Origin of the sequence: Bacillus sp. MM09(2025), assembly GCF_050496725.1 — a bacterium.
In the GTDB taxonomy this organism is placed as follows: Bacteria; Bacillota; Bacilli; order Bacillales; family Bacillaceae; genus Bacillus; species Bacillus pumilus.
The window spans coordinates 516,119-529,353 of record NZ_JBNWEN010000001.1 but is presented as its reverse complement, the minus strand read 5'-3'; the positions used below and the strand labels follow the sequence as shown (position 1 = coordinate 529,353).

Here is a 13,235-nt window from a genome sequence, read left to right as displayed (position 1 = left end):
TCCTTCCCATCTTTTCAAAATTTAAGAAATCATACAACTATTAATGAAGGTTTTGATCTCTTTCTCTTTTTAATTTTTCTGGTGTGACATCGTTTCCTTCAGGATCAACGATTTTCACGGTTTTAAGTGTATTTTTCATAGAAGAACGAAAAGCTTTTAAATACTCTTCTCTTAATTGCTTTTGTTCTGTTTTTTCAGCGTCTGACAAACCGGTCTCTTTTGACTTTTTTGAAAGCTCATTGATTCTTGCAAGCTGATTTTTAGAAATCATGACTAACTCCTTTAAAACATTTTCTCTACATACTACTAAATATCAATCATTTTGACAACAAATCAAGCTTTAGGTGGTCAGACCTTTTTCATATTCTTGATACCTTCTATGGACCGTTGCTTTTGAAATGTCAAAACCTAGTGCCTGAAGAGTTGCTGCAATTTCGGCGAAGGTCATGTTGTTTTTTCTTAATCGAACAATTTCTGAAATCGGCACTTCAATACGTTCACGGCCAGGCGCATGATCCTGCTGTTTTAAATTCAGTTCGGGCTGGAACCCGCGTTCTAAAGCTCTCCTCATTCCCCGCTTGATTTTCAGATTATGAATTTTTCGTTGATATTCTTCAACGACTCCTACGATCTCAATCACCATTTCATCTGCTTCTGAAAGCTCAAGCTCGCCTCTATGAAACGTACTGTACACCATCACATTCTCTTTAAAAAGACAATGGAGAAGCGCAATTTTTGCTTGTCCTCTTCCGAGACGTGTTTCATCCTGGATAAGAACAGCCTCAATTGACTCTTCTTTTAGTGTAGCTAGCATATCAAACACACCATCACGATCTAGATCATACCCGCTTGCTTTTTCTTTAATGACTTTAACCACATTCATCTTGTGCATAGCAGCTAAAGCTAGCAATTCTTCTTCTTGTCTCTTCAGCGAGGTTTCCTGCTCTTCTTTAACAGTGCTTACTCTCGCATAGATGATTGCATTCATGTCTTCAATCGACCTTTCTACTGTACTGTTGCAAGTTGATATACGACTGGATGCTCTTTTTTGACTGGTATAACAAGGATGTCACCAGGCTGGATTTCTGTTGAAGCAAGATCATTGTGCTGGGTGACCCAGTCAATAAACGCATTTTTATCGATTGATTTGCTGTCGTTTACTTGATCAGCTAACCCCCAAAGAGTATCACCTGATTGAACTTCTATTTTAACATATTGATTTGGATCATTATGGCTTGTGACTGCAATAAGTGAGAGAAATATGCCAACGATGAATGAGAATACCCCAATAAAAATAATAGATTCTTTTAACCTCATAATGTCATCTCTCCTAATAGAATGTGTGTTCGTTCTTTCTGTCACTTATTATAAATACGAACAAACGTTTCTGTCAAACCTTTTTTTCGAACCTATGTTTGTACTGTTAGGAAAAACATGCTATAATTTCTTTAAAATTGACGTTTTGAGGTGCAAAAGATGACGAAGCTATCAAAAAGACAACTCGATATCCTGACATTCATCAAAGAAGAAGTAAAAAGTAAGGGCTATCCCCCATCTGTTCGTGAAATTGGAGAAGCTGTCGGTCTAGCATCAAGTTCAACGGTTCATGGACATTTAGCTAGACTAGAAACGAAGGGCTTAATTAGAAGAGACCCGACAAAACCTAGAGCGATCGAAGTATTAGATGAAGAGGAAATGAATATCCCAAAGAGTGCTGTAATGAACGTACCAGTCATCGGAAAAGTAACAGCAGGCCTGCCTATTACGGCTGTTGAGAATGTAGAAGAATACTTCCCTCTTCCAGAGACTTTTGCAGCACCAGATGAACAAGTATTTATGCTTGAAATTATGGGAGAAAGTATGATTGACGCAGGAATTTTGGACAAGGACTATGTCATTGTGCGTCAGCAAAGCACTGCTAACAATGGAGATATTGTCGTCGCCATGACAGAGGAAGATGAAGCGACAGTGAAGCGTTTCTATAAAGAAGATACACACTTTAGATTACAGCCAGAAAACCCATCTATGGAACCGATTATTTTACAGAATGTAAGTATACTAGGTAAAGTGATTGGCGTATTTAGAAATATTCACTAAAAAAAGCCGGTATTTCATCAGCTAATGATGAGAACCGGCTTTTTTTTATGAACAAGAATAGGCAAGAATACTCGAGCTTGGGAAGGAGCCAAATGTAAAGTTCGGCCATATAAAGCCAGTTGTTCTCCCGAAAGGCTGTGAAGATAGAACATACATTAAAAACACTTGACCGTTTCTCATAAACACAATCGTCCATCTTCTATTACATCCCGCAGCAAACTGAACCGATTGCTGTCCTCCACCTGTCTGCCCTGAAATAAGAGACTGCATGCTTTGAGGCTGCGATAACGCTTGCTGATATTGCGAAATGATATGCTGTGGTGGAGCTAGTGGGGCTGATCCACTAGATCCGGGCCCAGTGCCTCCTCCTCCGATTGGAAACCCTGGAAATCCTCCAACTTGAGAAGGGAACGACGGCCAACCTTGCATCTGCCTGTCATATGAGTACCCATTCCACACACCTTCATACGGATAATACATATTCAACACCACTTTCCTAGACATTCATCACGATAGTATATGTCATCAATGACAAAGCGTGTTGAACATCCAAACAGAAATTTTTCCAAAAAACGTTTTGTTCTTCTTTAGAACGGTTAAATAGTAGATATAAAGAAAAAATAAAAAAATGAAAACTTTTTGCCACCCTCAAACGTTATATATATAGAAAGAAAAGAAATAAAAAACATTTCAATTTAATACTTGTAATATCACTGTAATTATTGTAACATTTGTAACATAAGAAGTTTTCATTGAGAAAAGGAGGCAATCGCCTTGAAAAAATTATTCGTTTTATTAACTGCTATTATGCTTATGATCTCATTACAATCTACAACATTGGCCGCTTCTAAAAAACCAGCCACTTTGACAAATAAAGAAGCGTTACATATTGCCCTTGATGCACGGGAACACTTTTGGAGTGCAATGTCAGGCTACAAAATTAATGAACATTCCGATTACAAATTAAAATCATTTAGCTATAAAGACATGACTTACAACTATCTTTCTAAAACATTTGATACAAAGAAAAAACTAAACAGCTACCTATCTCAAGTTTTCACAAAAGAAGCCATTAATCAAGGTTTAAAAGACTATCAGTTCATTGTTCATAAAGGCAAAATGGCTGTCCCAGTCGGCGACGGTGACAATATGCTTAATTGGGATAAAGCGACACCTAAACTTGTCTCTAAAAAACAAACAGTCCGAACATATGAATTCACTGTCCCAACACTTGATGGACGCAAAGTAAAAAGAACGGTTACGTTCGAAAAAGGACAAAAAGATTGGAAAGTCACAAAAATTGACGCTGTTATCTAAATAAAAAACCAGGCCGATTGAATGGCCTGGTTTTTATATTGAAGTAAATTCAGTCATGCGATCTAGGGCGTGAGCAAGTGATGCTGCGGTGCGAAATTCATTAAAAGGAAGCCCGAGCTGTACAGCCGTTTGGGCAATTTCAGGTCTGATTCCTGAAATGGTTGTCTCTACTCCAATTAACCGAAGTGATGTGACAAGATCAAAGATCTGCTGAGCCACCATTGTATCAATAATGACAACCCCCGATAAATCAATACATAAATGCTGGACTCCTTTTTGTGAGCACTGTTTCAGCGTATTTTCTAAAATAATCTTCGCTCTCGCTGTATCAATATCACCTACTAACGGCAATAACGCAATATGACTTTTTAAGACAATGACAGGTGAGCTCAGCTCGTAAATCATGTCTCTTTGTGCCACGAGCTTCCTCGTTGTATTTTTTACATATTGCTGGATGAACACATGAATGGAAATATTAAACGCCTCTGAAATTAAATCATACCAATAAAAGATGCGGTCAATATCAATTTCATCTTGACGCTGCTTAATAAATTCTTTTAAGTAATGAAGGACCACTCTTTGATTGGACATGTATTCTCTCACAACATAATCTAATGGTGTGTTTAAATGCTTCGGGTCACTGGCTAAATCTTCAGACCACTTTTTAAACTCAGTATGTAAATATGTCTTGTCTTCAATAAGAGCACGTATAAAATGCTGGTAATAATCTTGATTTTGCCGTTTCAGCTCTGATATGATGCTGGAATCTGTTGAACGATAAATTGATTCTGGATCATCATCCTCAATTGAATCGTACCAAGTTTCAGTCAGTTTCTCTGCATGTTGTATGAAATAATCGTATAATGCACGGTTCTTATCCATAAGCATATGTCCCTTCGGATTTTCTTCTGTATCTTATAGATCAATTGTACACTGAATCTTTTGTCCCTGCTAACTCCAATACGCTCTGATCGAACAAAAAAAGACACCTACTCACAGGCGCCTCTCTTTTAGTTTTATTTCACAATAAATAAAATTCTTTTCCCATCAGGATACCCACTTATCTGGTGTCCGACCCATGAGCCTGCTCCCCTATTATCAGACGGGCTGACATATTGAACACTCGCCCCTTTTCCTCCTTCAAGACAAACTGCCATCGGCCACTCATCTCGGTCGAATCCAGGCTTAGTCGGAATGCCTTTTAATGATTCTTGCCTGCGGGCATCTGCTCCATTTCGGTCTATCGTACACACATCTGAATGCCCTTTTCGAATAGCTTCTTGAATATGACTTCCTGTTTCAGGGTACCGTTCCTTTGGAAATTGAATAACATGATCATATCGATCCGCACCTTTTGCCGCATGTTCCTCTCCAAATCCACCTAACAGCGTGCCCATCCATATCACAAAACATAAGGCGACAGCAGTAATGCAGCCTCTTCTCATCTTCAAAAGCGTGAGACCTCCTCATTTTTCTCAAGCAGAATCTTGACTTAAAGGGAATGTGTCATTTTAATGTATGAGTCGTTCACGATTGACATGTGAAAAAAATGAAGAGGCTAAGTGTCAATGGATTTTTCAAGCATAGACAGATAGACACTTGTATCCACATAAAAAAGCTTGTCCCCTATGAAGGAAACAAGCTTTATGATTTAGCTTTTATTGCGCTTTTGCATAGTTGATAAATTCAACAAAGGCAGCTGTCGCTTTTGGACCGCCATTAATCGTACCGTTTGAATACCCTGCGTTATGAACCCCAACAATTTGCTGATTTTGATCTAGCATCGCTGAGCCTGAATTTCCACTAAATGTATCAATCATATAGTATGCGAGATTCGTATCTTCTCTTGTCACAGGACCTGACATCTCCCACTGCGAGATCTTGCCAGTTGATCTCATTTTATCACCTGGATATCCAGAAATTTTAATCGTTGTCCCAGTTAAGTTTGTCACCTGACGGATGGAACGGTAACCAACTGTATTGCCAATGTTCGTATCTGTTTTGATCACGGCAAAATCATATTGGCTCGCACCTGTATTGATATACCCGCTTGGTACATAGAACTCTGTCATATTTGCTGAGCCATTCACCGCAGTACTATCATTCATGCCTGGATACACCGATCCTTTTGCACTATAACTTCTGGATGCTGTATTGTACACGCAGTGTCCGTTTGTCAAAATTTTGTTAGGGGCAATCAGGGTCCCCGTGCAGCTGGAGCCGCCAAACGTAATATAAGCAATTGAATTATATGGTGCCACTCTTGTATTTGCTACTTTTGTTCTACCATCGTCTCCAATGACGACTTTTGTTTGAAAGTCTTTTAAATATTTTGATAGTGGTTTTACTTTTTCACCAACAGTTGAAGATAGATCATCCACTTTATCAAAGGATGAGGGGGATTTCGTATCATTGTGGAAATCACTTGAAGAGATCACCTTTCCATCAGAAGTCACCATGTCATAATCAGACGTTAGCACTGAATCAGATGCGGCATGGGCAAAACTAGGCACACTTAAAGCACCAAAAACAAGTAGAGAAGGGAGTAACATTTTCACCTTTTTCATCATATTCCTCCTTTATGTCCTATATCAAAAATGATACGATTGTTTCATATTGGAGTAAATGAGAGAATATTCTTATTTTTTACAAAATATTTCATTTCTAAATTAGGTGTTTTGTAACTTTCAAACTTTCATTCTATCGATCTCACCTCTCTTGATGAAACAGAAAAAACCGCCTAATTGGCGGTCTTTCCTTTTGTCAGCTCCATACATCTTTTACATATCTATTATTATTTGCAAGGGTTGTCAGCCAATTTTCAGCTACTTCCTTCGAGCATTGTTTCTCGTGTTGATAGAGGTCGATCAATGTAGCCTCTACGTCTGGTGCCATGACTTTTCCGTCCCCGCACACGTAAAGATACGCACCTTGATCAAGTAACTTGATCAGCGTGCCGCCGTCTTCTTTCAACAAATGCTGGACATATACTTTTTGCTCTTTCTGACGAGAATAAGCTCGGTGGATGTGAACAACTCCTTTTTGCGCTGCAAGCTGCATTTCCTCAAAATACAGATCATCTTCATGAGGGTGACGGCAGCCAAAATACAGGTGAGCTTCGCCTAGTGGTTTGCCTTCCTTCTGCCACACTTCTCTTGCCTGAACAAACCCTCTAAATGGAGCGATTCCTGTACCCGGCCCGATCATGATCATCGGTAATTCAGATGAAGGTGGTAGCTGGAATCCTGCCTGCGCTTCGTGAAGGAAGCAGGCGACTTCTTCACCTTCTTTCAGACCACATAAATAGGTTGATGCGACTCCGGCATATTCTCCGCGTCCGTTCCATGCTTTGCCTTTTACAACTGCCACTGTGATACTGACTTTTTCTTCATCTACCTTTGGCGAGCTAGAAATCGAGTAATAACGCGGCTTTAAACCTGGTAAAAGTGCCAAAAAGTGCACAAACGGCAGCTCACACGCTTCATATTGATCTAATAAATCCAGCATGGTTACTCGTTTCTTTAAGATGGCTTCTTGATATGCTTCACCAGCCATTTGTTCAAGCTCCACGCGGTGAGGCGGACATACAGTATGTGTTGCGAGCTCTCTTAGCTGTGTACGTGTCGCAGGCTCTTGAAGCTCAACATGCGAGGCGAGTAATTCTTTGATTGGAATCGGCTGATCTAATGGTAAATGACTTGCCTCTTTCTCAGATGAAAGCTTAATGTGTTGCTCTGGATCTAGTTTAAAGCGGTGGGTCACACGCTGAACGAGTGCATCACTATTTTTCGGCACAATCCCGATATGATCCCCTTCTTTGTATGCTTTTCCAGCAGGCAATTTCAGTTCAATATGTCTTGTCTGCCGTGTGCTTTTTTCTGATTGTAATTCTTCATTTTTCAATACAACAGCTGAAAAGGCATCATATATTTTAGCTACAGGACGCTCAACTAGCTCATTCGTAAAAGCAACTGATAGGTTTGGTTTTTCCTTCCCCTTTTCTTGGAAAGTGATCTTAAATTCTTTTGCAAGCTGTTCGAAGACCGTCTTCTGGAATGTTTCTTTATCTTCATCCATATCACCGCCTGCATCGCCTTCACCTATATCCGTTACACGCTTCGCCCCTTTTCTTTCAAGTGCTTCATCAATCAGACGAGGAATACGCTGATACGTACTCGCCCAATTTCGATCCCCACACCCAAAGACTGCAAATGTCACGTTTGATAGATCCTGCTCTTCATCCTGCGTCAACCAATCCACGAATTGCTTCGCATTGTCAGGTGGATGTCCGTTGTATGAAGCGGTCACGATGAGGACAGCACCTGTATCTGGCAATCGGCGTGTAAAGTCATCAAGCGGCGCAGTGGTCACATCGAACCCTTTTGCTTTCCCGTCTTCAACCAATTCGTTCGCTATTTGCTTTGCTGTGCCAAGATTTGATCCGTACAAAACTAGCAGCGGAGTACCGTGACTCGCCACTTTTGAATCACTAGATTTGGTGCTTTTCTTCGGTTCTTCTTTCGGTGGAGCCATAAAGAATTGCTGCTTCCTTGGCCGCACTTTGATTTTAAAATCGTTAGGTTTAATTGTGAGAGACTCTTTTAAATCAAGCTCATAAGATGTGTGATCAATTAACTCTAAATTGTGCAGGACCATCGCGAGAACCATCGTAGCTTCATGCAGGGCGAACTGCATACCGATACATGCACGCTGTCCATTCCCAAAAGGCTTGTAGGCATGCTGTGGGATTTTCTCAGGGTGCATAAACCGCTCTGGTTTAAAGTCTTCTGAATCCTCTCCCCATACTGCTGGATCACGGTGTAATTTAGGGAGCAGAACAGAGACACTTTGATTCTTTTGAATCGGGTATTTCCCCCCGATTACTGTGTCCTCTTTCGCATAAAGAGAGAACGTAGGCGCTGTTGGCCAGAGGCGAAGGGCTTCATTTAACACCATACGAGTGTAGCTTAGCTTTTGCACCTGTTTAAATGTCGGAAGCCCGCCCTGCAGCACCTCATCTGCTTCCTGGACGGCTTTCTTTAATTTCTCTGGATTCTTTAGTAAGAAATAAATCGCAAATGATAGCAGTCCGCTTGTTGTTTCGTGCCCTGCAATTAAGAAGGTAATGATTTGATAACGGATATTTTCATCGGATAAACGTTCACCTGTTTCAGGGTCCTCTGCATGCAACATAAGTGACAGTAAATCATCGCCCGTTTTATCTTGTTTTTTTCGTTCCTGAATAATGTCATCTACTAATTGCGACATAAAATCGACATGCTGGTCAAATTCTTTTCTTCTTTTGATCATGAGTTTATCTGCAATCGGCAATCGGCTCGACTGCTCCATTGCTTCATTTAAGCCTTTCAGCATGCTTTCGATGAACGGATGCTGATTTTCTTTATAAAAGCTGTTAAAGCGAAAATCAAAACCGCAAAGGCCGATCGTATCTAAAGTCAGCTTTGTCATATCCTCAGCTACTTCAATTTCTTCATCGCGGCCTGTTCTTTGCCATTTTTGCACAAGCTGTGTGGCAATATCGAGCATCATCTCATGATAGCCCTTCATGGCCTGCTGGCTAAATGCAGGCATCAAAATTTGATGAGCCTTTCTCCAGTTCGGTTCTTCTGTCCAGCTTGTAAATAGTCCATCTCCTGCAAATGCTCTTACTTTATTGAGACTAGTCCCAATAAATTTATCAAAACGGCTTTCGTCACATACTTCTTTGACAAGTTCATGGCTGGAAACAAAAATACTTGTTGCATTTGAAAATTCAAACTGAAAAATCGGTCCTAATTCATCTGCCAGCCGCCAAAAGGTTTGAGAAAGCTCTCCCTTTTTTATATGGGGAATATTTTTAAAAGGTCCGTATGTTTTTGGTTTTGGAATGATTGATGATTGATGCATATGCCCACTCCCTTTATTTCTTTATGATGCAACGCTAATGGCGCGCCATAAACATTGCTCAATATCCTCTAAAAATTCAATCGTTGGCTCTATTTCTTCTGCAAGAATCTGCTTGTGAAGCTGGACGAAAGCGCCAAATACAATGGATAAAATGGTTCTCCCTGATAGATTCGGATGAATCCCATCCTTCTTCCCTTCTTCAAAGATGAGGAATAGCTCATTTAACAATTGCTGCATTTTCTCTTTACTTGTCTCATCTAAATAATGTGACCGTTTATCAATTTCTAAGAAGTACAGACCACTCGGGTTCTCCTTTGTAAACAAAACCAAGCAATAAAAGACATGCTTAAAATAGGCTCTGATACTTGCTTTTGGGTCTGGACTGTTTGTGCTGATTTTGTCGATAAACGCAGTGAGGCTTCGCTGGTATAAAATGTTGACGAGTGCTTCTTTACTATCGAAATACCGATAAATGGTTCCCGCTCCAACGTTGGCTTTTTTTGAAATCATCGGCATCGTTGTGCCATCAAAGCCACGTTCAATAAATAAGTCCAATGAAGCCTTCATAATCTGCTCCTGTTTATCACTAGTCGCTGCAGACATTTCATCCTCTCCTTTCGTTTTACTAGGAATGAATGTTCATTCCGCTTGATGTATATTATATTAATATTTTAAATTCTTCTATTTATACTTAAACATACTTATTTTTCTCCGTCACCACATTTTCTGAAAATAATAATAATTGAGAAATGGTGCCTAGTCAGACAGCCTCCAAACGACTTAGAAACATCGACAGATATGTGTCAGGAGGGTGACCTCTGCACTATACCTTCATTCTTGATCAATCGGAGAGTGAATGTGGTCGTCATATGTATCAATATATAAGCTGCCATTACTTGAACGGACTGCGTATACAATGTCCTTTAAGGAGAGCTGCCTTTTCTTAAGCTCTTCATCTATCCACTCCACAGTTAATTGATTTTCATAAATGTTTTTCAAAATGAGCTTTCCGTCCATGATCACTTCGATAGGCATGTAGCCGTCTGCCTTCATATACAATTGAAGATCCTTTCGAGTGACATTTTCAAACGAAGGATATTTTTTCACTGACATATGCCCATCTGTTTCAATCATGGCAAATTCAACTTCGCTAATATCAAAAATGTCTTTTTCTCTCAGCTGCTGATTTAAATAATCAAGGGTATACCTCATTCCCTTCATATTCTCTTCAAGAATTTTGCCATTTTGTATGACAAGGGTTGGTTTACCGGCCATAAATCCTCTCAATTTTCGGCTCCTTAAAGCAATGAGAGAAATCACATAAATGATCATGACAAGCGTGACAAAGGAAATCGTCGTGTGATGAAACGGCAACGTAGTATTAAACGCGAGACTCGCCGCAATTGAACCTAAGCTGATGGCTGCTATAAAATCAAAAATATTCATTTGCGCAATGGTTTGTTTTCCAAGAAGACGTGCTCCGACAAATAAAATCGCAAAAGCAAACATCGTCCGTAAAATGACTTCAATATGGTCTGGCATGCAAGGGGCCACCTTTCAATTGCATCAAAAAAGCCTTTTCCTTAGAAAAGACTCCCTTTTTAGACTATGCATTTATTCCATCATTATTCAATTGGACAGCATCGCTTTGCTCAAATTGTGAACGCAGCTCAATAATGGAGCTATTTCTGACAGCATTGGCATCTTGCTCAAGAAGCCACGTATAAAATCTAGCTTGCTCCGCTGTTTGCAATGCCTGCATATATTTTTGCGTGGAACGCTTCTCTGCAACGCGCTGTTTGATCGAACGCATCTGCTTCCAGAATTGATAATAAGGAAGCTTGAGCTTGGTCATAAAGCCGCGATCATCCTCAATGACATATCCCTCTTCTTTGATCGTGTCGTCATGAGAGACGGCCTGATACCATTTATAAAAAGAGGTCCAATCATGGAACACAGCCACTTCCTGCTTACAGGACATTCCAAGCTGTTCGCTTACTCTTTTCACTTCAGTAAATGGTGCCTTTTCATAGCTCAGCTGACGCTTCACAATATCAAGTAAAATAAGTTGATCATGATCATATGTGATAATATGCGGGTCTTTCTCTGGCAAAATGACTTCGAACACAAGAGATACATTGTGGTCACGTACGTATGATTTGATGTAGTCGACCTGCACGTCTCCGAAGGTCTGATAGAATAACTCTTCGATCCAAGAAGCATGCTGGTTTTGCTTCACATGAGATGTATACGATTTGGACGTAAACACCAATTCATCTTCCATTTCGTTATACCCAACCGTCCCTAAATATCCATTTGCTTTATCATAGACGGTAACAGGAAATTGAAGGTGGTTCACTAGATGATGCATTTTTGTCTCCGGACGCTCATCAATGTTAAAAAATTTGTTGTAGCTTCTTGAAACAATCTGCTTTGACACCATATTGACAAACAAACCTCTTGCCTTCACATTCACATCATCCCACTGCCGTTCACTAAACGCTTTTTTCGTAAAATTAAAAGATGAAATATGGTGCGGAAGCTTTAATTCCTGTACATATTCATGCTGATCTAAGTGAGCTAAAAAGTCATCTAGTGAGATATCTGGTTGAATAGCAACCGATGGTTTTTTTTCAGAAGCTCTATAGACTGGGTTGTCAATTTCATGTGTCTCAATCCCGTCAGCTGTGATTTTCAACACCCTCAGCTGTCCCCCGAATTCAACCTGGCCTTCTAGATTATAAGACCTTTCCGCTGCTTGAGTAGGCAGCCTGTATAAATTGCGATGCCCGTGAATTTGAATGACATCTAATCCAGCAGTGTTTTGAACAAACAAATGGTCAATGTCATCTGAATATTCACCTACACCGTGAATGAGCTGCTGTGTTGAGACATGCAGAAGCTCTTCTGGCAAATGAGCAAGCCCCCCGTGAGTAACAAGAAATGTCTTGCCATGGTACGTAAAATAAGTGAGCTGATGAAATGTTCTGACAAACTTCCGTACTTCTTTTAAATCAAAGTCTGCTGCTTCGATTTCAGGTGCAGTATGCCGGTTAAACATATTGCTTCTTACTTTTTCACCATGTGCAAACCGGTATAAATGCTGATCATGATTGCCCTCAATCACGATGACATTCCGGCATTCTCTATGTGCGAGCATCCATTCTAATACTTCCTTGTTTTCTATCCCTCTATCAAGTAAATCACCTGCAAAGATATAAAGTTCATTTTCTTTAATATCTCCTTGCAAATAGGTGGTCAGAGCAGTATGACAGCCGTGAATATCTCCAAAGACATGAATGGCCTCATATTGATCAAAGGATCGAGGCTGATAGGTCATCACTTGCGAATATTCCTCAGGCTGCAAGACCGTCACCCATGATGGAACCTTTTCTATTTTTAAACGCTCGTTCATTTGATATAAAACAGACTCCCGAACAACTTTGTGAGCTTCCCGTGAGCGATTTTGCAGGAGAGCTGTTTCAAGCGGCACCTGCGTGAAATCGACGACATACACCCTGTAACGATATGATGTGGCCAGCGATTTATATTGAGATATCGATTTGCTTGAAATATGCGTGGCATCAATCACAGTAAAATCTCCACGTTCCATACGAGCTGTAAGCAATTCAAATAATAAAGACCAGACTTTGTGGTCATGTTTGCTTGAAATTTCTGGTTTCCCATTGACAGATAACTGTGGAGGGCGGGTCAAAAGACGGATCTGATCCGCTGATAACGTGTAAGGCTCTAAGCCTTGGGCTTTGATCCAAGTTGATTTCCCTGCGCCTGGGAGACCTCGTAAAAGGACTAAAGTTCTCATATTGGTTCTCCTTTAACAAGTGATATTTTACCTATTATAGATAAATAATGGATAAATCTCAATCTTTTATTGATTATGGTAATATATAGAT

General features: G+C 40.1%; 13 protein-coding genes. 2 read left to right on the top strand and 11 right to left on the bottom strand.

Features of this window, described 5'->3' with window-relative positions; translation table 11 throughout:
* Positions 1 to 40 precede the first annotated feature (40 nt).
* The 3 genes from ACQYAC_RS02710 to yneA all read right to left on the bottom strand — a co-directional run bounded on the left by ACQYAC_RS02710 (position 41) and on the right by yneA (position 1,317).
* On the bottom strand, positions 41 to 271 hold the full coding sequence (locus ACQYAC_RS02710) for a DUF896 domain-containing protein (protein WP_003211509.1): 231 nt from the start codon (positions 269 to 271) through the stop codon (positions 41 to 43).
* 69 nt (positions 272 to 340) lie between these two features.
* Complete coding sequence (locus tag ACQYAC_RS02705) at positions 341 to 988, bottom strand: YneB family resolvase-like protein (RefSeq protein ID WP_429942656.1); 648 nt, start codon at positions 986 to 988, stop codon at positions 341 to 343.
* 17 nt (positions 989 to 1,005) lie between these two features.
* Entirely contained in the window at positions 1,006 to 1,317 is a 312-nt protein-coding gene (gene yneA / locus ACQYAC_RS02700) for a cell division suppressor protein YneA (RefSeq protein WP_003211955.1), read from the bottom strand.
* Positions 1,318 to 1,476: 159 nt separating this feature from the next.
* Between yneA and lexA the strand changes: the two genes are divergently transcribed.
* Positions 1,477 to 2,097 (top strand): transcriptional repressor LexA, encoded by a 621-nt coding sequence (gene lexA, locus ACQYAC_RS02695; protein ID WP_003212311.1) that lies wholly within the window; start codon positions 1,477 to 1,479, stop codon positions 2,095 to 2,097.
* 45 nt (positions 2,098 to 2,142) lie between these two features.
* On the opposite strand, the gene ACQYAC_RS02690 is transcribed toward lexA, so the two are convergent.
* Positions 2,143 to 2,577 (bottom strand): hypothetical protein, encoded by a 435-nt coding sequence (locus tag ACQYAC_RS02690; protein WP_429942655.1) that lies wholly within the window; start codon positions 2,575 to 2,577, stop codon positions 2,143 to 2,145.
* 294 nt (positions 2,578 to 2,871) lie between these two features.
* On the opposite strand from ACQYAC_RS02690, the gene ACQYAC_RS02685 reads away from it, so the two are divergent.
* The gene (locus tag ACQYAC_RS02685; RefSeq protein WP_058015669.1) at positions 2,872 to 3,414 is read left to right on the top strand and encodes an IseA DL-endopeptidase inhibitor family protein; all 543 of its coding nucleotides are present in this window, start codon (positions 2,872 to 2,874) and stop codon (positions 3,412 to 3,414) included.
* A gap of 33 nt (positions 3,415 to 3,447) precedes the next feature.
* Here ACQYAC_RS02685 and ACQYAC_RS02680 read toward each other — a convergent pair whose 3' ends face one another.
* The 7 genes from ACQYAC_RS02680 to ACQYAC_RS02650 all read right to left on the bottom strand — a co-directional run bounded on the left by ACQYAC_RS02680 (position 3,448) and on the right by ACQYAC_RS02650 (position 13,144).
* The gene (locus ACQYAC_RS02680; RefSeq protein ID WP_061407940.1) at positions 3,448 to 4,296 is read right to left on the bottom strand and encodes an STAS domain-containing protein; all 849 of its coding nucleotides are present in this window, start codon (positions 4,294 to 4,296) and stop codon (positions 3,448 to 3,450) included.
* A 134-nt stretch (positions 4,297 to 4,430) separates the two neighbouring features.
* Positions 4,431 to 4,811 carry a NucA/NucB deoxyribonuclease domain-containing protein gene (locus ACQYAC_RS02675; protein WP_244270805.1) on the bottom strand — a complete coding sequence of 127 codons (381 nt, stop codon included), beginning with the start codon at positions 4,809 to 4,811 and terminating at the stop codon, positions 4,431 to 4,433.
* 261 nt (positions 4,812 to 5,072) lie between these two features.
* Complete coding sequence (locus ACQYAC_RS02670; RefSeq protein ID WP_268497912.1) at positions 5,073 to 5,981, bottom strand: trypsin-like serine peptidase; 909 nt, start codon at positions 5,979 to 5,981, stop codon at positions 5,073 to 5,075.
* Positions 5,982 to 6,177: 196 nt separating this feature from the next.
* Complete coding sequence (locus tag ACQYAC_RS02665) at positions 6,178 to 9,321, bottom strand: bifunctional cytochrome P450/NADPH--P450 reductase (protein WP_427365838.1); 3,144 nt, start codon at positions 9,319 to 9,321, stop codon at positions 6,178 to 6,180.
* Between the two features lie 21 nt (positions 9,322 to 9,342).
* Positions 9,343 to 9,924, bottom strand: coding sequence for a TetR/AcrR family transcriptional regulator (locus ACQYAC_RS02660; RefSeq protein WP_180308907.1), 582 nt, complete (start codon positions 9,922 to 9,924; stop codon positions 9,343 to 9,345).
* Positions 9,925 to 10,152: 228 nt separating this feature from the next.
* Complete coding sequence (locus tag ACQYAC_RS02655) at positions 10,153 to 10,863, bottom strand: DUF421 domain-containing protein (RefSeq protein ID WP_323640589.1); 711 nt, start codon at positions 10,861 to 10,863, stop codon at positions 10,153 to 10,155.
* A gap of 64 nt (positions 10,864 to 10,927) precedes the next feature.
* The gene (locus ACQYAC_RS02650) at positions 10,928 to 13,144 is read right to left on the bottom strand and encodes an RNA ligase (RefSeq protein WP_429942654.1); all 2,217 of its coding nucleotides are present in this window, start codon (positions 13,142 to 13,144) and stop codon (positions 10,928 to 10,930) included.
* Positions 13,145 to 13,235: the final 91 nt, after the last annotated feature.